This window comes from Elusimicrobiales bacterium (assembly GCA_041651175.1).
Classification (GTDB): domain Bacteria; phylum Elusimicrobiota; class Elusimicrobia; order Elusimicrobiales; family Elusimicrobiaceae; genus JAQTYB01.
Window position 1 is genome coordinate 1 of record JBAZJT010000030.1, and the last position, 17,522, is coordinate 17,522.

The window sequence follows — 17,522 nt, forward strand, 5'->3', positions numbered from 1 at the left end:
TGACGACGGCGCTGCAACGCGCGGGCTGAGAAAAACGAAAAATTGGCGGGACAGGCGAAAGCCGAGGTGCAAAGCCCCGGTCTTTTTTATGCCCAATCATTCGCCAAAAGTTTTTCAGTGGACCCTAAATTAGCAATGCGAATTTGAGAGTTGTGCGCACAGCGCGCGCTGTGTGTATAACCGACGGAACAAGCCGCGGATTTGGCGATTCGAATTCGGGAGCTATATTTTTCTTGAGTCGTAGGCCCAGTGCAGAAGGGCTTGTCTCTGACGGGGGCGGCAGAATATGTTGCCCCGCTCGCAGTTTTTCCTGACTTGCGCGATATGGCGCGTCATGGCCTTCCAGCGCGCAATCTGGCGGTCATCCTCGCCTTCAAGCCTGCGGCCCATGTAATAACGGCAATACCACTGGAACCAGCCGCGCGGATCGTGTTTTTCGTTAATCCAGCCGTTGGCACGCCATACGGAAAGCGGCTGGCTGGCGTTTACCCCGAAAAAATTCAGCTTCGGCAAATGCCGTTTTATTTCCGGCGGGGCGAATTTAGCGCCGGCAAACCATTCCCGCGGGAACTCCGCCGCGCAGTCGCGCATATAAACCCCGCCGAATATGCCAAGCGCAAGCATTTCGCCGGGTGTCAGCTCCGGCCTGAAATCCGGGCGGAAATTGCGGCCGGCAGGCTCGGAAAGCTCATAGACATAGCCTTTCTGCATTTTGTCGCTGACGATTATTTTCTTATGCCGGATAGCCATATTCCTTTCCAACTAATCTGTGAAAATCTGTGATCCGGCTGTGGATACCCTGCCGTTGAATTATACGGGTAAATCTCCCGCCGGGAATAACTTAACCTGAAAGTTTCAGTTGGTGCGAGGACCGAGGCGAAAAAGCGCGAGATAATGCCGAACAAAATTATCCGCGCGTGCTTCACAGCACGAAAGGATAATTTTGTGAAGGCAGTATGAAGCGATTTTTCGCCGAATCCCGCAATCCAACTGAAACATTCAGGTTTATGCGCTACCGCTGGAAGCGGCCATGCTGCTTCCGAGGCGGCTGACGATGCCCCCCGCCGCCCAGCACCTGCCTTTGCCCGCCGATGGAGCGAATCTCCAGCCGGCCAGCCGGCGGCTGGCCCGCTTTTACGGGCGGCTTCTCCTGCGAATGGCGGTTGCCGCGGTTTGCCGCGAAATCCGCATGCCTGCGGCCTCTTTCACGGGCGGCATTATTCCGGGACGGCTTGAAATGCTTCCCGCCCGCATGCTGCGGCTGCTGCTGCGGATGGCGCTGAAGCTGATGCGCGGGAATGTCCGGATTTGTGGAGATTGGCAGCGTCGCGCGTATCAACCGCTCTATCGCGCGGACATCCGCCCCCTGGTCCGGGGCGGCAAAGGAAATGGCATGTCCGGGATGGCCCGCCCTTCCCGTGCGCCCGATGCGGTGCACATAGTTTTCGGTGTCGTCCGGCAGGTCGTAATTCACCACCAGTTCTATGCCTGTCACGTCTATCCCGCGGGCCGCGATATCGGTGGCCACAAGCACGCGGTATTTTCCGGTCTTGAACCCCTCAAGGGCTTCCTTGCGCTGGGACAGGGACCGGTTGGAATGTATCTCCGCCGCGCTGCAGCCGAAGTTGTTAATCGCCCTGGCGATGGATTTGGCGTTGTGCTTGGTGCGCGCAAACAGCAGCACGCTGCCGCCGTATTGGTCCAGCAGTTTGCAGAGCAGGTTGAATTTGTCCGGCTTGGCCACCACAAAAAGCTCCTGCGCCACCGTCTCGGCGGCGGTTCCCTGCCGCGCCACCTCAACCCGCACGGGCAGTTGCATATAGGCCCTGGCGATATTCATAATCGTTTCCGGCATCGTAGCCGAAAAAAGCATGGTGTGCCGCTGCTTGGGAACGGATTGCAATATGCGCTTTATCTGGGGCGCGAACCCCATGTCCAGCATACGGTCGGCTTCATCAAGCACAAGCATTTTCACGGTATCAAGCCGTATGGCGTGCTGGGCTATATGGTCCAGAAGCCGGCCCGGAGTGGCGACTATGACATTGGGATTGCGGCGCAGCGCGCTCTTTTGCCGCCCGATGGGTTCGCCGCCTATAAGAACGGCGGTGCGGATGCCGCCGCACGCGGTGAATTTCTCAAAAACGCTGTTGACCTGGATTGCCAGTTCCCGGGTCGGCACCAGCACCAGGCCGCGCCCCTGCCCGGACATAATCACCTGAAGCATCGGCACCGCGAAAGCGATTGTTTTTCCCGTTCCGGTCTGCGCGATGCCCACAAGGTCCTTGCCGCTGCAGGCGACGGGAATGGCCTGCTGCTGAATCGGCGTCGGGACGCGGAATCCCATCGCGTCAAGCGTGCTTAACAGTTTGGGCGCTATGCCGAGGTTGTAAAAATCCGGTGTATTCTTTTCGGGTGTGGTCATGGTATATTCTACATTTTATGAAGCCGCAAAAGGCCCTGTGTTGCCCTCGCCGCCGGCGGCAGGCTTGCCCCTGCCCCTATCGGCTCAAAAAACCGGGTGATGCCGCAGCTATTGCGAAACCGGCGCTATAAATATATTATGGAAACATGCCAATCGGCAGGCGTCTTATGTCGGGCAAAAGCAAAAAAAAGCGCGCGCTTTCAGCCGTAAAGCCAGCGGCAAAAGCTGCCGGCAGCAGCCGCGCGGTTGCCGCGCCGGAAGGAACGGCCCCAGACTCTATATTATTCCGCAAAATGGTTTCGGACACAGACAATGACACTCTGTTGTTCGCCGATGAATCCTGCGCCGTGATTTTCGCCCCCCCCTCCATGCGTTCGCTTACGGGAAAATCCGCATCTTCGTATGCTGGAACGGACTTGAGGGACCATTGCCATCCCCGCGATATCCGGCTGCTTGAGAAATCTCTGTCCGCGCTTATTGCCCGCCCGGGCAAGCCCGCCTCGGTCATACTACGGCTGGCCTGCGCCGGCGGGGGCTGGCTGCGCTGCAAAATGCGCGGTTTCAACTTTCTGGGAGACAATCCCGCCGGCTGCCTTGTGTTCCGCCTGCAGCCCGCCGGAATATCCTGCGCGCTTAACTGCCGCAACGTCTCCGAACCGCTTATGAGCGAGGCCGTCATTGTGGACGGCTCCGGGAAAATCCTTTATATGAACGAGGCCGCCGCCGCCCCCATGGGCGGCAGGCCCGAAAATTTTGCAGGCAAAACCCTGCGCGAAGTTTATCCGGCGGAATACGCCGCCGATTATACGGCAAGGGCGGCGCAGGTGCTGAGCTCCGGCAAAAGCATGGTCTGTGCGCCGGTAGTGCCGGTGGGCAGCTGCCGGCTGCGCTTTATGCTTGATTTCCAGCCGGTGCGCGAGGACTCCGGCGCGGTAAAATCCGTGCTTATAATGAACACCGATATCACCGGCATAGAAATCTCCGGCGAGGATATTCTGAAACCGGATGTCTTCTTTCCCAGGGTTATCACAAACCGCCCGGGCATGTTCAAGACGCGCTCCGGCAGGCTGGTGGAGGTAAATCACGCGCTGGTCAATCTGCTGGGCTATGACAGCGCCAGGGAACTGGCCGCCGCCGCGCCGCGATTCCCGGCCTCCATAACCGCGCGGCGGCATCTGCCCCCGCGCGGGCGCGCGGAAAGTTTCATGCGCACGGAGATAATATCCAAGGCGGGGGAGCATATCCCCGTCCTGCTGCGGATAATTCCGGCCTCCGCGCCCGGCGACGCGGAAGGGATAATAGAGGACCTGCGCGGTCATTCCCTGATATGGAGAAAACCGTGATTTCTCTTTTCGCCGCGCTGCTGTCCGCCGCAGGCGCGTGCGCGCAGCCGGCACAACGCATAGTTTCGCTTTTGCCGTCGGATACCGAAATACTGTTCGCGCTGCAGGCCCAAAAAGTGGTGGCCGTGTCCGATTTCTGCGACTATCCGTGCAACGCCGCCAAACTGCCGAAAGCGGGAGACTATTACAACCCCAATATAGAGAAAATCGTCGCGCTCAAGCCGGACATGGTGTTTACCGGCCCCTGGAAAAACAACGCCGCCCAGCGGCTGCGCAATGCCGGGATAAAAGTCGTGGAGATACCCGAATCGCGCAGCATAGCCGACATTTATTCCGCCATAACCGCCATAGGCGGCGAAACCGGACGCAGCCGCCAGGCGCAGGAACTGGTGAAGGGGCTTTCCGCCAAAATCGGCGCCCTGGCCGCTAAAAACGCCGCGCTAAAGCGCAAGCCGCGCGTTTATGTGGAGCTTGATTCGCCGCACTGGACCGCGGGCGGCGGCTCGTACCTTAACGACATGATAGAGAAAGCCGGCGGCGCAAACATTTTTTCCGACCTGCCGGAAAGCTACGCGCGCGTGGCATGGGAAACCGTGGCCGCCAGAAACCCGGAGATAATAATCTCGCTCTCCGCCGCAAAAACAGATTTCGTTTCGCTGCCGGGCGCGGCGGGGATAGCCGCCGTGAAAAACAAGCGCATCGTTTCCGACCTGGACCGCAATCTGCTGACCCGCCCCTCGCCCCGCGTGTACCAGGCGCTGCGGGCCCTGTCAAAAGCCCTTCATGGCAAATAAAAACAGCCTCCTTCCGTGGCTGCTGCCGCCGGCGGTGGCGGCGCTGGCCGCGGCGGCTGTTTTCATAGGTCCGGTGTCCAACCCGGACGCGCAAATACTGCTTGCGATACGGCTGCCGCGGGTGCTGGCCGGCCTGATAGCGGGAGCCGCGCTGGCTGGCGCGGGCGCGCTGATGCAGGGCGTCATGCGCAACCCGCTGGCGGACCCTTATATACTGGGAACCTCCTCCGGCGCGGCGCTGGGCGCGGTATGCGCGCTGGTCATGGGGGCTGGTTACGGCTCGCCCGCGTTTTACGCGGCGGCGGCGCTGGGCGGCTTCGCGGCGACGGCGGCGGCATATCTGCTGGCGCGCGGCCCGGGGCGGACGCCCACGGTGAACCTGCTGCTTTCGGGAGTGGTGGTAAGCAGCTTCTGCGGCGCGGCCATACTGCTTTTTTTCTCGCTGCGCAGGAGCGAGTCGTTTTCCGCGCTGATGTTTATGATGGGCAGCATAACCGAAACCACGCCGGCGGTGCTGGCCACTGCCGCCGCGCTGTTTGCGGCGGGGGCGGCGGGGGCGCTGCTTATGTCGCGCCGCATAGATATTATGAGCATGGGGCCGGAAAAGGCACAGTCGCTGGGCGTAAACACGGAGCGGCTGAAGCTTTCGGCCATAATAGCCGGCAGCCTGATGTGCGCCGCCGCCGTGGGGCTTTCGGGCACGGTCGGTTTTGCGGGGCTGATAGTGCCGCACGCCGCCCGGCTGATTGCCGGGCCGTCGCAGCGGCGCATGACGGCGGCCTCGCTTTTCATCGGGGCCGGTTTTCTTGTGGTGATGGACTCGCTGGCGCGCTCGCTTGCCGCGCCGAGGGAACTGCCCGTGGGCGCGCTTACCGCGATGACGGGCGCGCCGTTTTTCCTGTGGCTGCTGAACCGCCGGGGGAACCATGTCTGACGGCGGTCTGAAGGCGGACAATATCTGCTTTTCCAGAGGAAATTTCAGCCTTGAAAACATCTCGCTTGAGACGCGCTGCGGCGAGTTTCTTGGCATAGCCGGCCCCAACGGCTGCGGGAAAACCACGCTCTTGAATATTCTGTCCGGCCTTTTGCCGGCGCAACGCGGCGCAGTGAGTATTTGCGGGGAAGAAATCCTTGCAGCCGCGCCGGAGCGGCGCGCCGCGCTGTGCGCTTTCCTGCCCGCAGAAATATCCGCCTCCGCCGATTTCACCGCGCGCGAAACCGCCGTTATGGGACGCTCGCCCGCGCTGGCCTGGTGGCGGGACTATTCCGCGGAGGATTACGGCGCGGTATCCGCCGCGCTGAAATCCGTCGGGCTGGACGCGGCGGCTGACAAGCCGGTGAATTTCCTCTCAACCGGGGAGCGGCGCAAGGTTTTCATCGCCCAGACCCTCTGCCAGGCCGCGCCGGTTTTGATTCTGGACGAGCCGACCGCCCATCTTGATTTGAAATGCCAGCTTGAGATATTCGGCCTGCTGCGCGAGACGGCAAAAAAACAGAACCGCGCCGTTATAGCGGTATCGCACGACATTTCCATGCTGCTGCGGTTTTGCGACACGGTGCTGCTTCTCAAACACGGCAGGCGGGCGGCGTACGGACCGCCGGAAAAGGCTGTGGACGCTTCCGCCATGCGCGAAGTCTACGGCGTAGACGCCGAGATATGCCGGGACGGAGCAGGCTCGCTCCACCTACTCGCAAAAAACCCTGTTTATTATTATTGAGCCTTTTAGTAAGAAAAAGAGAGACCGGCAAAACCTCTGTGTCCGAACTGATTGAACCGCAGCAGGGTTTCCCCGTAGCCATACCAATACTGCAGATAAAGCGCGAAATTCATATCCGGAATCTGCTGCCGGAACTCTAATTCGCAGGAAGGCTTATCCGTGTCGCGGAATATCGGCGTTTTTATATCCAATTGGTGGTTTTTCAAACTCCCCCCCCAGAGGAAGTTCCTGACGCTTACCCCGATTTCCCCATGACCCATGTAGTCCAGAAATGTGTCGTTGCTGCCTATGGATTGAAGATAGGCATCCTGATCGGAATAACCCGATGCGCGCCAGAGCTTGATATATAATAACGCCTTGTCTGCCAGGAGGGAATTTGTTATTTCCAGTTTTTCCGCCGAATCCAGACCGAAACTTATTCGCACATATTGCCTGTTCCAGCTTCGTGACTGGACGCCTGCGAGACCGTTGGATTCATGCTCCATGGGACTTATAACTATGTGGCGCAGCTTAAGCCGGCCGATAATAACAGCGTTGAGCGGATATTCTAAAAAAAATTCCGGATTATAATTGCTTTCCTCAAAAGGCATTGAGTTCTGCCCCACATTCCAGAGCGACTTCTGCGTATAAGCGACATAGGCGGGGAAAAGGTCGCTTTTGAAGACATATAAATTCGGTTCCAGTATCTTAAACTTCATGCTTATCTGGAACTTGACCTGCGCGTTGCCGTCGCCGGGCCAATGATTTATGGAAAAATAATTCACCTTATGCGCGGAGAGTGACCTGTCCGTTGTATTTTCGAAGCGGGTGTCCTGAGATAAATCCTGTTGCTGCGCGGTAAGCGGAGTTTCCGGGGAATTATCAGCGCCCCGCAGTGGACGTTTCGCATCAGTCTGCTGAACCGCCTCCGCAGGAGTATCTCGCGCGAGAAGCTCGCCCGCGTCGCTATGGCCGGCTAAAAAGGCCCCGGCGATAAATGTGGTAATTAATCTTCTCACAATAACTTGCCAATACCCCGGCTGGATTGCCAAATTTGCCGGCACATACCGGACGCGGCAAATAGTTCTTCGTGAAAAGTATACACTATCCGGTGTCTGTTATGGGGATTATCATGGCCCGGCCAGCGTTTGCAGCATCCGTTATCAGTGAAAAATGCTAGGCTTGTGCTGGAAGTTGTTTGGTAAACAATGCAAAGGAGCGATATGAAAAAAATAATGGCAGCGGCGGTAGTTCTGCTGGCAGGCGCATCCGCGTCTTTCGCGGGCGACTCCAGTTTCGGAAAGTTATCGTTGTTTGACGAAATAGCTTATCCCAACGTCAAAACGGTAAACGGCGTTGAGCTGGGGCTTATCTACTCAAAAACCCCGCAAATCAGAGGTCTTCAGTGGAACTTCATTTATAACAAGTCCGAGGACCTCATGGGTGTGCAGATGGCCTTCGTAAACTCTACCGACACCGCGGCCGGCCTGCAGGATGGCGTGGTCAACATAACCAGGGATATGAAGGGCGTGCAATTCGGGTTTGTCAATTACGCCGAGAAATTTAGCGGCTTTCAGCTCGCCCTGGTCAACTACACCGTCGTTATGGAAAAAGGCCTGCAGATAGGCCTTGTCAACATAATCAAAAACTCCAAACTGCCGGTAATGGTTATAGTCAACGCGAGGTTCTAAACCTCAATAAAAGGTTGTGTTTAACTCCCCCGGCCTGCGGCTGGGGGAGTTTTTCTTTGAGGAGCCTGTTGCGAAACGCCTGAACATTCCCCCAATATTGATTCCCCTGCCGCCCGCGCATAAAATATAGGGTCTTCTCCCAAACGAGTGGGTGATTTCGGGTAATTTCATATCGGTTTGAGCATGCAGGTCAGCACTTTCAGCCTCAAGTATTCCTCATCTCGTAACCCGTAACTGCGTCTCTGAATGACGCGAATCTTGTTGTTCAATCCTTCCACGAAACCCAGCGCCACTTTGTTCTCCGGCTTGCAGTACGCCGCAATCCCGTCCCAATGCCGGTCTATCATCGCGGCGAACTTCTCGTATGGCTTGAGCCGCTGCCATTTCAACGACGCGCGCCAGTTCTCGAAAAACCGCCACACCCAGCCTTCACGCTCATAGTCCCACATCTGCTCGAACGATTCGCGTAAAATATACGCCGTGTTCAACCGGTTGTTGGCTTTCAACAGCAATCGCAAGCTGCGGCGGCCCTGCGTCGTCAGATTCTCGCGGTGGGAAAGCAACGTGTACCGCTGTCCCTTGATGAAACGCCGCGCCGGCCCCGTCTGCCGCGCATATTCCGCCTTGCGCACCTTGTCCAACGCCTCGCCCAAATGCCGCAGCACATGGAACTTGTCGAACAGTATCGCAGCTTGCGGCGCGTGGTTGGTCGTCGAAACGCGGAACGGTTTCCACATGTCCATGACCGCCAAACGTATGCGCTTGCTTTTATTCGGGCCGAGCATGTTGTAAAACCCGTCCATGCTTTCCTCAGACCGGTCCGCGCCACCGAACCATATCGGAATGCGCCGCTCCAAATCGCTTACCACGATGCGGTAAGTGTGGCCTTTGCGGATGGACAACTCGTCTATGCCTATCACCCGGGGCCTTGGTTTTCCCTTGCGACGCAATTGCTCGCTCATGTATTGCTTGTCGAGTTCCTTGACCGTTTTCCAGTCAACACGGGTTTCCTCGGTAACGGCTTTTATCGACATTTCGCGGCAACGTTCGCCAACGAAAAAAGCGAAGCGTTTGGTGAAAAAGCGGCTGTCCGCCAGCCAGTTCAGCTTTTCCTGCCTGAGGTTGCCGCACTTACTGCACTTCACGCGCCGGACTTCCACGGCAAGATAAATGCGGAACTCGCCGCAGGGTAAATCGCGCACCTCGCGGGTTTTACGGTCGTACCAAGTGTAATGGACCGAGCCGCAGCAACCGCAAACCGTTTTTTTCCCCGGCGGCGCAGTGTGATGACACGCGCTTTGCGGTCGCCGAACACGCCGCGCCTATGCTGACATATCGCGAAATACCTACTATAGGTATAGGATGTCTGCTTGCACCAGTTAACAATGACGATTCGTGCTGGCAGCATACTTAGGAGACAATCATAAGAAAAACGTTTCTGGCGGTTGCAACCTGTAGCGCGCTGGCAGCTTCCGCTGTCGCGAACGACAGCCTGATGCCCATGGTGAAAAAATACCTTGCGGACGGGCCGAAAGTTCCCGCCGCACAAGCCGCAACGTACAAATATGTGCCCCCTCCGGGCGCCCATATACTGACGGAAGCGGGATATTCTTCTTACCAAACAGCGCTGGAGGATTTCAATCTCTACCTAGACATACTGCGCGCATATAATGTGGAAGTGCTGAATTCGCCGGACAGCGGCGTTTACGAGGACACAGTGCACCACGGCACTGTCACGTCTTATGGCTTCAGAATAGACTACAAGGGCGAGGAAGTGAGCGTGCGCACTTTTGCCACCTATAACATGCCGCGTTCCAGCGCTGAAAAAGCATTGAGTGTGGCCGCGGAAAACGAAGTGCCGCTAAAATACTCTAACCTTCCTCAAGAGGATTCTTATCCTTATGGAACCTTCTTTCTGGGCCATGTAGTTTCCGAGTCCAGACGCTATTATATGGACTCCCGTTCGGAGACTATGTTTGCCACTAGGCAAGAAGCGGAATCGTGGGTTAAAAAAACCGTTGCCGAACTCACGAAAAAAGGCAGGATAGTGCTTTGCAAGAATATAAGGCGCCTGCCAGAGAACATGGTCGTAAACGAGAAGTATGACGCCCTTGTCGTATATATAGTCAAGCCATAACGGAATAACCGACGGTTTGGAAACGGCGGCTTGATGCATGCAAGCCGCCGTTTGCTTCATAAGGATACCGCCATGCAAGACCTGCAGCGCAATCTCCGGGACGATGGCTCATTTCACCTTCTGGTCAGAACTCCCCAGTAGCCGTTGCAGCTCCGCCATCTCCTCGCCCATTTTGCGGATGCGCTCAAAATCCGAATAAACCGCCGGGTCTGCCATGGCCATGGCAAGTTCCTCCATGCGGCTGAAGGCGGCCTCGCGCTCCTTTGCCAGCCGGGCCGCCTCTTTTTCCGAGGCGCGGATGGCGGCGCGCTCCCTTTTGCGATCCTCGTATCCGAGCACAGCCTGCCGGGGCGGGGTTTGCGTTTCCTCCCCGGAGGAGGCGCGACGCGAGGCGAAATACTCGTAGCCGCCGGGATAAAAGGCAATTCTCCCCCCCTCCACATGCGCGATGCCGTTGGCTACGGAATTGAGAAAATAAACATCGTGGCTTATGCAGCAGAGCGCGCCCTCGTAATCGGCCAGCGCGCGAGAGAGCGCCTCCACCCCTGAAATATCCAGATGCGTGGTAGGCTCGTCCAGCAGCAGCACATTGGGCGGGTCCAGCAGCAGCTTCACAAGAGCCAGCCTGCTTTTTTCACCGCCGCTGAGATACCTGACTTTTTTATAAACCGCATCGCCGGAAAACAGGAAAGAGCCCAGCACGGTCCTGACCAGCCGCTCCGGGTTATGGCGGGGACAGTCCATCGCCTCGTCCAGGACGGAGCGTTCCGGCTCCAGCATGTCCATCCGGCGCTGCGAATAGTAGCCGGTTTTCACGTTAAGCCCGGTTTCCAGCGAGCCGCCGTCCGGGGGGATTACGCCCGCCAGCAATTTAAGCAGCGTGGACTTTCCCGCGCCGTTTTTGCCGACCAGCGCGATTTTCTGGCCGCGCTCCAGCAGGAAATCAAGCCCCTCGTAAACTTTGTTGCCGCCATAGGATTTGCCGGCATTTTTAAGCTCCAGCGCCTTCAGCCCGCAGCGCGACGGCTGGGGAAAGGCTATCTTGACGGCCCGGAGGCTGGGAGGAGGCTCTATAAGCTCCATCTTCTCCATCTGCTTTAGCACGCTCTGCGCCCGGCCCGCCGTGGACATTCTGGCGCGGTTGCGGTCCACAAATTCCTGCATGCGCTTAAGCTCGTTCTGCTGGCGCTGATAGCTGGCCTCCAGGCGCAGGCGCGAAGCCTCGTATTCCTCCACGAAATGCCGGTAGCCGCCGTGATAGATTTTAAGCGCGCCGTGCTCCAGGCTTATGATGGCGGATGTTGTTTTGTCTATAAAATCGCGGTCATGCGAAATCAGCAGCAGCGCGCCCTTGTAGGAGGCCAGCCATCTCTCAAGCCACAGAAGGGATTCCAGGTCCAGATGATTGGTGGGCTCGTCCAGCAGCAGCGCGTCGGGCGACTGGACCAGCAGCCGCGCAATGGCCACGCGCATGTTCCAGCCGCCGGAAAGCTCGCTTACCGGCCTTGAAAAATCCGGTATGCCAAAGCCAAGCCCCGCCAGTATCTCCTTGGCGCGGGCCTCGTCGGCGCCGGAGGGCGAGTCCAGACAGGAAAGCGCCTCCTCCAGCACCGTCGCCCCGGAGGAAGGCGCGCTCTCCTGCGGCAGGTAGCCGCAAACCACGCCTTTTCTGAACTGGATGGAGCCGCTGTCCGGCTCCTCCATGCCCAGAAGCATTTTAAGAAAAGTGGACTTGCCGGAACCGTTGGGCCCGACTATGGCGAACCTGTCGCCGCCGTTTATCTGGACAGAGCCGTTTTTTATCAGCGTCTGCTCGCCGAAAGCCTTGCAAATACCGCGTGCGGATATCATCGTGTGTGCAAGCAGGGGGCTCAGCGCTCCAGGTACTCGTCGCCGGCGTAGATAAGCTTGCTGCCCTCGCTGTCAAATTTGAATTTCATCTCTCCGTAGCCGGCCAGCGCGGCGCGCAGCCGGGACTGGTTTTCCGGCAGACAGCAGAACAGCATGAACCCGCCGCCGCCCGCGCCCAGCAGTTTTCCCCCCTCCGCGCCGGCGCGCAGGCCTTTTTCGTAAAGCCCGTCTATGGCGGGGTTTGTGATGCCGCCGGCCAGCCCGCGCTTGAGCTGCCAGTTCTCGTTGAGTATTTTCCCGAAGGCGCGCAAATCCCCGGCGTAAAGCGCATCCCGCGTTTTCCAGACCAGTTCCACCATCTTTGCCAGCGCATCCGTTTTATCGGGCGAGGAAATCGCGCTTTTCTGCTCGGACAGGATGGCGGAGGCGCTGCGCTGCGCGCCGGTATAAAACATCAGCAGGCTGCCCTGAAAAGCTTTGTAGACCGCCTTGGGCAGATGAATAGGCTCCACCACGGTTTCGCCGGAAGTCAGGAACCGTATGATATTGAGTCCGCCGAAGGCGCAGGCGTACTGGTCCTGGCGGCCTATAGGCTCTTTGAGCCGGTTGATTTCAATATCGCAGGCCTCGCTCGCCAGACGGTCCTTGGTGACAAACGCGCCGTTGCGGGCATAGAGGTTATGCAGCAGCCCCACCGTGAAAGCCGACGAGGAGCCAAGCCCCGTACCCGCCGGCACATCGGCGTTGGAGCTTATTTCCAGCCCGCCCTTTATGCCGAACTGCTCCAGCGCCTGGCGCACTATCGGATGCTCAAGCCGAGAAGTGTCGGAGACTATTTCCGTCCTGCTGTATTTGACGCATATCTGCCCCGTCTCGAAAAAAGGATGGGTGGACAGATACATGTACTTGTTCACCGACGCGCTTAAAACCGCGCCGTCGCGGCGGCTGTAGAACTCCTCCATGTCGGAGCCGCCGCCAACGAAGCTTATTCTCAGCGGGGTTTTGGTGATTATCATATCACGAGACGCGCACCTTCTTGCCCACGAAAATCATCTTTTCCTGGAGAATTATGTTCTCCACCTGGTGGGACAGCGGCGACTCCGAATGCGGCCTTATGGAAAAATTGCCGTTCGTCCACGAGACGTACTCCACGTCAAAGGTGTCTATCCAGTCAAAACGCTGCCCGTTGGCCTCTTCCACCACCCACACCACCGAATTTTCCCACGGCACCGCGGCGGCGTCGCGCGAAGACTTGATTTGAGGAAACTTATCCCACAATGTTGCCATACAACCTCCGTAAATGACGGCGGCCTGTACCCCGAATTCTGTCTGCCCGGGTTTTAACCGGGGAGAGGGCCATTAGTCTAGGCGACCTACTTTGCGCTGCCCGCCTTGCGGCGGGCGGGCGGGCGACCCATGCGCTGCTTTGGTCTTGCTCCGGACGGGGCTTGCAATGCCGCGGGCGTCGCCGCCCGCGCGGTGCGCTCTTGCCGCACCTTTTCACCCTTGCCGCCTTGCGGCGGCGGTATGTTTTCTGTTGCGCTGTCCGTCCCGCGGGGTTATGGCCCCGAAGGCCTCGCCTTTCGGCGAGCGTCCTGCCCTTGGAGTTCGGAAGTTCCTCCCCGCATTTCTGCGGAGCGGCCCTCCGGCCGCCGAAATCAGAATAAATCTCCCTGTGTGAAAGCCGGCGGCAGCGTCATCGGCGCGGCTTTGGTTTTTATGGCGGCGTCCAGCGTTTTGTTGACCAGCGCGTCCGCCGCCTTGTTCTGCTCGCGCGGGACATGCGCCAGACGCACCGCCGCGAAATTGCGGCGCAGCGCCATAATCTCGGACATCATGCGGAAAAGCCCGGCATCCTTGATTTTATAAACGCCGTTGAACTGGTTCACCAGCAAAAGAGAATCGGAACGCACTTCAATCTCGTCCGCGCCGGCTTCCAGCGCGGCCTCAAGCGCGATTTTAAGCGCGAAATATTCCGCGCGGTTGTTGGTGGCCTTTCCTATGTATACCCCGGCCTGGCCGACGGACACGCCGTCCTCCGAAACCAGCACGAAGGCCGAGGCCGCCGGCCCCGGATTGCCGCGCGAGCCACCGTCTATGTTAGCAAGCAGTTTCATTGGCGGGGGCGGCTTCGCCCAGTGTTTCCGCTGTATAAAGTATTCGCTGGCAGTTGTCGCACACAACCACCGCGCCGCGTTTTTTGAGATCCACCGCCGTATGCGGCAGAATCCGCATATTGCAGCCGGAGCATACCGCGCCGGAAGGCGAGGCTTTCGCCTCGCACACCGCCACGCCGCCGCGCATGGAGCGCAAGTGCGCGTATTTGGCCACAAGGGAAGCGCCCTCAAGCGGCCCCAGCACCTCTTTTCTGGCGGAGGAAAGCGCGGACATCCGGACATCCATTTCGGCCCCGGCGCGCTCCGCTTCGGCGACAAGGGCGGCGGTTTTGGCCTCCTCGGCGGAAAAGGCGGCGGCCAGCTTTTTCTCCTCGGCGGAGGAGGCGGACACGGCATCCATATTGGCGAGAATCTCGCTTTCCGCGTCGCCGGCCTGGGATTTGAGCCTTTCTATCTCGCTTTGCAGGGCACGGAACGCCTCGTTGGTCTTGACCTGGTTAAGCTCGTTCTGATGCTTTTTGATTTCGGCCTCTTTCTCGGAAAGGCTGCGCTCCAGCTCCTTGCCGCGCAGCAGGAGTTTTTTGTGATTCTCGCGGTGCGCGTCCAGCGCGGCGCGCTTGGCGGAGCATTGCTTCTTAAGCCCGTCTGTCTGCGGGGCAACGGCCGCGCGCTTTTCCGACAGCGCGTCCAATTGCGTGTCGCGCCGCTGAAGCTCCACCAGGATTTTAAGGGTCTGCGTCGCGTCGGTCATTTGTTCCCCTCCCGCAGCGAGATTAATTTCTCAAGATTTTTCCCGCCTATCGGGCGGCTGCGCCCCAGTATCCGGGTTGCAAGGTCTATGCGGGCTATATGCTCCAAAGTCTCCATGCGGAACAGCGCCTGCTCCACCGTCGCGCCCCAGGCCGCCGCGCCGTGATTTGCCATCAGCAGCACATCGCGGCTTTTCACATAAGGCCGCATCGCGTCAACCACTTCGCGCGTGCCGGGGGCGCCGTAGGGCGCAAGAGCCACCGGCCCGAGCATAAGCACGGATTCGGCGGTAAGCGGCTTGTCCGGCGCAAGGCCCGCCGCGGCGTATCCGGTGGCCGCCGGAGGATGGGCATGCACCACGGCGCGCGCGTCGGGCCGGACGGAATAAACCAGCAGGTGCATTTTTATCTCGCTGGAGGCTTTGCCGCCGCGCTCCGGCCTGCCTTCCATATCCGTTACCACCATGTCGCGGGGGCGCAAAAACCCCTTGGCCGAGCCGGACGGGGTTATAAGAATGCGCCGCTCATCCAGCCGCGCGCTTATATTGCCGTCAGCGCCTGCCACCAGGCCGGCGGCGTAAAGCCGCCGCCCGGCCTCGGCGATATCGCGGCGCAGGGCAGCCTCGGAACTCATAGTGATATCATAGCTTTTCGCGCCGGCTTAAAAAAGCCCTCCCGTTTTTATACAATCTGTATATGGCTCAACATTTTTCCAATCTCCTGATTGACGTTCTGAACCTGTTCACCACGCCGCTCTACGACGTATGGCGCAGTTTCCTTTCCGCCGCGCCCAACATAATCGCCGCGCTCATATTTCTGATAGCCGGGCTGGTGCTGGCCCGGCTGCTAAGCGCGCTGACCGGAAGAATTCTGCACAAGGCGCATCTGGACGAGATAACCTCCCATATCGGCGTGAACGAGATTTTCGCGCGCGCGGGCTTTGGCAAATCCCCGGCATATGTGGCGGGCTTTGTGATTTACTGGTCGGTGCTGGCGGTTTTCCTGATGCTGGCGGCGAAATCGCTGAACCTGTCGGCCATAAGCGGCCTGCTGCAGCAGTTCGCGGTTTTCGTCCCGCGGCTGGTGGTGGCGGTAGTGATACTCTTTATAGGGATGCTGTTTGCGCCGCTGGCATACCGGGTGGTGGCCAATTCCGCCGCGACAAACAACATCAAAGGCGGCGTCACGCTGGCCAAGTCGGTGGAGGCGGGCGTGCTGTTTTTCGCCGCGCTGACCGCGCTGGAGCAGCTTGGCGTGGAAATGCGCTTTATCATCTCCACCGTGCAGATACTCACCGCGTCCGTGGGTTTGGCCTTTGCAATCGCCTTCGGGCTGGGCGCAAAGAGCCTGGCCGAGGAATTCCTGCGCGGATTTTTCAAACGGCAGGATTGAACCGCTCAATATATCTCCCGGCTGCGGCAATGGCGCGGCCTCCGCATAAATCATGTCCATCAGGCAATTGCGCCGGCACGCCGTTTCGCAGTCCCTTTTCCGGCCTGCCGCTTTGAAAGACGCTCTCGCCCGTCTGGGCTTTGTGCAGGCGGACCCCATCCGCGCCCCCGCCTGCGCGCAGGACCTGATACTCCGGCACCGCGTAAAAAACTACCGCGCGGGCGAACTTGAGCGCCGCTACCCCTCGCTGGATATTGAAGAGGATTATCTTTACGCCTACGGATTTGTCGCCCGCCCGCTATACCGGCTGCTGCATCCGCGCGGCACAGGCGCATTGTCGGCGCTGGAGAGAAAAATTATCGCCGCAGTCCGGGATTCGGGAGAACTGCACCCGGGACAGGCGGCTGCCCGCTTCGGCCACAACCGGATAACCAACGCCTGGGGCGGACAGTCCCGCAGGACCACGGACGCGCTGGAACGGCTGCATCACCGCGGGCTGCTGCGGGTTGTCCGCCGGCAGGGCGGAACCCGGATTTACGCGCCAGCCGGGCATCAGGGCAAGCCGGAGCCCGCCGGGGAACGTTGCCGGAAACTTATCCTGGCGGCAGCGGCCATTCTTGCGCCGGCTCCCAGAAAAAGTTTTCAATCCGCAATCGCGCCGCGGCTGAGGTGGATACTGCCTTCAATCCGCGCACGCGAACTTCTGGACGGAATGATAGGTTCCGGCGAACTGCAAAGCCGGGCAGTGGACGGGATTGAATATGTGTGGCCATCCGGCAAAATAAATGACGAAGAGCCGCCGCGCCGCGTGCGGCTGCTGGCCCCGTTTGACCCGCTGGTCTGGGACCGCAGGCGGTTTGAACACCTGTGGGGCTGGGCTTATCGTTTTGAGGCATATACTCCCCCCGCCAAAAGACTGCGCGGCTATTACGCCATGCCGCTGCTATGGGGCGACGACATCATCGGCTGGGCCAACGCCGCCGTGCGCGGCGGACGGCTTGAGTGCGAAACCGGTTTCGCCGGCAAACGCCCCGCCGGCAAGGATTTCCACAGGGAACTGGAAGCCGAATTTGACGCCATGAAGGCTTTTCTGTCTCTGCCGTAATCCCGCCGCTTCAGTATAACCCTTTCTCCAGCAGTTCGCTGTCGGAAATACCGAAGTGGTGGGCTATTTCGTGGCGGACTGTTTTCTCAACGCAGGCCTTCCTGACTTCGCCAACGGGACACCCAGTGGTTATTGACGGATAATGTTGTAAAGCTGCTGTTGTTCCGCGTCCATTCTCAATAACTGCTTCTTTCTTTCTCCGTGTTCCGGCGCATACTCCAACT

18 protein-coding genes, 1 other RNA gene and 1 pseudogene are annotated in these 17,522 nt (G+C 58.9%); 8 read left to right on the plus strand and 12 right to left on the minus strand.

The genetic code is table 11. The features are described from left to right. Positions 1-222: 222 nt before the first annotated feature. Together WC421_11095 and WC421_11100 are read right to left on the minus strand one after the other, a co-directional pair. Positions 223-750, minus strand: a complete 528-nt coding sequence (locus WC421_11095; protein MFA5162774.1) for a hypothetical protein — start codon at positions 748-750, stop codon at positions 223-225. Between the two features lie 262 nt (positions 751-1,012). Further along, positions 1,013-2,422 carry a DEAD/DEAH box helicase gene (locus tag WC421_11100; GenBank protein MFA5162775.1) on the minus strand — a complete coding sequence of 470 codons (1,410 nt, stop codon included), beginning with the start codon at positions 2,420-2,422 and terminating at the stop codon, positions 1,013-1,015. Between the two features lie 293 nt (positions 2,423-2,715). On the opposite strand from WC421_11100, the gene WC421_11105 reads away from it, so the two are divergent. The 4 genes from WC421_11105 to WC421_11120 are packed head-to-tail and all read left to right on the plus strand — an operon-like array spanning position 2,716 to position 6,277. After that, positions 2,716-3,765, plus strand: coding sequence for a PAS domain-containing protein (locus WC421_11105; GenBank protein MFA5162776.1), 1,050 nt, complete (start codon positions 2,716-2,718; stop codon positions 3,763-3,765). Then, positions 3,762-4,559 carry an ABC transporter substrate-binding protein gene (locus tag WC421_11110; protein MFA5162777.1) on the plus strand — a complete coding sequence of 266 codons (798 nt, stop codon included), beginning with the start codon at positions 3,762-3,764 and terminating at the stop codon, positions 4,557-4,559. The genes WC421_11105 and WC421_11110 overlap by 4 nt, the downstream gene beginning before the upstream one ends. Beyond that, on the plus strand, positions 4,549-5,493 hold the full coding sequence (locus WC421_11115; protein MFA5162778.1) for an iron ABC transporter permease: 945 nt from the start codon (positions 4,549-4,551) through the stop codon (positions 5,491-5,493). Before WC421_11110 ends, WC421_11115 begins: the two co-directional genes overlap by 11 nt. Then, on the plus strand, positions 5,486-6,277 hold the full coding sequence (locus WC421_11120; GenBank protein MFA5162779.1) for an ABC transporter ATP-binding protein: 792 nt from the start codon (positions 5,486-5,488) through the stop codon (positions 6,275-6,277). The genes WC421_11115 and WC421_11120 overlap by 8 nt, the downstream gene beginning before the upstream one ends. Positions 6,278-6,282: 5 nt before the next feature. Here the strand turns inward: WC421_11120 and WC421_11125 are convergent, their stop codons facing one another. After that, entirely contained in the window at positions 6,283-7,275 is a 993-nt protein-coding gene (locus WC421_11125) for a phospholipase A (protein MFA5162780.1), read from the minus strand. A 204-nt stretch (positions 7,276-7,479) separates the two neighbouring features. On the opposite strand from WC421_11125, the gene WC421_11130 reads away from it, so the two are divergent. Further along, positions 7,480-7,947, plus strand: coding sequence for a hypothetical protein (locus WC421_11130; GenBank protein MFA5162781.1), 468 nt, complete (start codon positions 7,480-7,482; stop codon positions 7,945-7,947). A gap of 167 nt (positions 7,948-8,114) precedes the next feature. Here the strand turns inward: WC421_11130 and WC421_11135 are convergent. After that, positions 8,115-9,206: pseudogene (locus WC421_11135) on the minus strand (ISL3 family transposase). 242 nt (positions 9,207-9,448) lie between these two features. Here WC421_11135 and WC421_11140 point away from each other — a divergent pair. Then, positions 9,449-10,084, plus strand: coding sequence for a hypothetical protein (locus WC421_11140; GenBank protein MFA5162782.1), 636 nt, complete (start codon positions 9,449-9,451; stop codon positions 10,082-10,084). 108 nt (positions 10,085-10,192) lie between these two features. Here the strand turns inward: WC421_11140 and WC421_11145 are convergent, their stop codons facing one another. The 7 genes from WC421_11145 to WC421_11175 all read right to left on the minus strand — a co-directional run bounded on the left by WC421_11145 (position 10,193) and on the right by WC421_11175 (position 15,435). Next, positions 10,193-11,935 (minus strand): ABC-F family ATP-binding cassette domain-containing protein, encoded by a 1,743-nt coding sequence (locus tag WC421_11145; GenBank protein MFA5162783.1) that lies wholly within the window; start codon positions 11,933-11,935, stop codon positions 10,193-10,195. A gap of 20 nt (positions 11,936-11,955) precedes the next feature. Then, the gene (locus WC421_11150; GenBank protein ID MFA5162784.1) at positions 11,956-12,951 is read right to left on the minus strand and encodes a hypothetical protein; all 996 of its coding nucleotides are present in this window, start codon (positions 12,949-12,951) and stop codon (positions 11,956-11,958) included. Between the two features lies 1 nt (position 12,952). Then, on the minus strand, positions 12,953-13,222 hold the full coding sequence (locus tag WC421_11155) for a hypothetical protein (GenBank protein ID MFA5162785.1): 270 nt from the start codon (positions 13,220-13,222) through the stop codon (positions 12,953-12,955). Positions 13,223-13,233: 11 nt separating this feature from the next. Then, positions 13,234-13,592, minus strand: an RNA gene (gene rnpB / locus WC421_11160) — RNase P RNA component class A. A gap of 1 nt (position 13,593) precedes the next feature. Beyond that, the gene (locus WC421_11165) at positions 13,594-14,052 is read right to left on the minus strand and encodes a ribonuclease HI family protein (GenBank protein ID MFA5162786.1); all 459 of its coding nucleotides are present in this window, start codon (positions 14,050-14,052) and stop codon (positions 13,594-13,596) included. Beyond that, a complete protein-coding gene (locus tag WC421_11170) occupies positions 14,036-14,803 on the minus strand; it encodes a C4-type zinc ribbon domain-containing protein (protein ID MFA5162787.1) in 768 nt (255 codons plus the stop codon). Before WC421_11170 ends, WC421_11165 begins: the two co-directional genes overlap by 17 nt. Continuing rightward, entirely contained in the window at positions 14,800-15,435 is a 636-nt protein-coding gene (locus WC421_11175; protein MFA5162788.1) for a class II aldolase/adducin family protein, read from the minus strand. The genes WC421_11170 and WC421_11175 overlap by 4 nt, the downstream gene beginning before the upstream one ends. A gap of 62 nt (positions 15,436-15,497) precedes the next feature. Here WC421_11175 and WC421_11180 point away from each other — a divergent pair, with 62 nt between their 5' ends. Beyond that, positions 15,498-16,193, plus strand: a complete 696-nt coding sequence (locus tag WC421_11180) for a hypothetical protein (protein ID MFA5162789.1) — start codon at positions 15,498-15,500, stop codon at positions 16,191-16,193. Between the two features lie 112 nt (positions 16,194-16,305). Next, the gene (locus tag WC421_11185) at positions 16,306-17,298 is read left to right on the plus strand and encodes a crosslink repair DNA glycosylase YcaQ family protein (GenBank protein MFA5162790.1); all 993 of its coding nucleotides are present in this window, start codon (positions 16,306-16,308) and stop codon (positions 17,296-17,298) included. A 10-nt stretch (positions 17,299-17,308) separates the two neighbouring features. On the opposite strand, the gene WC421_11190 is transcribed toward WC421_11185, so the two are convergent. After that, positions 17,309-17,522, minus strand: a 214-nt coding sequence (locus WC421_11190) for a metallopeptidase family protein (GenBank protein ID MFA5162791.1), incomplete at its 5' end; no start/stop codon positions are given.

Bases quoted from the DNA above. Each gene is read 5' to 3' on its own strand.
- WC421_11095 (MFA5162774.1), bottom strand. From the start codon at position 750: ATGGCTATCCGGCATAAGAAAATAATCGTCAGCGACAAAATGCAGAAA.
- WC421_11130 (MFA5162781.1), top strand. From the start codon at position 7,480: ATGAAAAAAATAATGGCAGCGGCGGTAGTTCTGCTGGCAGGCGCATCC.
- WC421_11105 (MFA5162776.1), top strand. From the start codon at position 2,716: ATGGTTTCGGACACAGACAATGACACTCTGTTGTTCGCCGATGAATCC.
- WC421_11155 (MFA5162785.1), bottom strand. From the start codon at position 13,222: ATGGCAACATTGTGGGATAAGTTTCCTCAAATCAAGTCTTCGCGCGAC.
- WC421_11170 (MFA5162787.1), bottom strand. From the start codon at position 14,803: ATGACCGACGCGACGCAGACCCTTAAAATCCTGGTGGAGCTTCAGCGG.
- WC421_11120 (MFA5162779.1), top strand. From the start codon at position 5,486: ATGTCTGACGGCGGTCTGAAGGCGGACAATATCTGCTTTTCCAGAGGA.
- WC421_11165 (MFA5162786.1), bottom strand. From the start codon at position 14,052: ATGAAACTGCTTGCTAACATAGACGGTGGCTCGCGCGGCAATCCGGGG.
- WC421_11100 (MFA5162775.1), bottom strand. From the start codon at position 2,422: ATGACCACACCCGAAAAGAATACACCGGATTTTTACAACCTCGGCATA.
- WC421_11175 (MFA5162788.1), bottom strand. From the start codon at position 15,435: ATGAGTTCCGAGGCTGCCCTGCGCCGCGATATCGCCGAGGCCGGGCGG.
- WC421_11115 (MFA5162778.1), top strand. From the start codon at position 4,549: ATGGCAAATAAAAACAGCCTCCTTCCGTGGCTGCTGCCGCCGGCGGTG.
- WC421_11140 (MFA5162782.1), top strand. From the start codon at position 9,449: ATGGTGAAAAAATACCTTGCGGACGGGCCGAAAGTTCCCGCCGCACAA.
- WC421_11150 (MFA5162784.1), bottom strand. From the start codon at position 12,951: ATGATAATCACCAAAACCCCGCTGAGAATAAGCTTCGTTGGCGGCGGC.
- WC421_11145 (MFA5162783.1), bottom strand. From the start codon at position 11,935: ATGATATCCGCACGCGGTATTTGCAAGGCTTTCGGCGAGCAGACGCTG.
- WC421_11180 (MFA5162789.1), top strand. From the start codon at position 15,498: ATGGCTCAACATTTTTCCAATCTCCTGATTGACGTTCTGAACCTGTTC.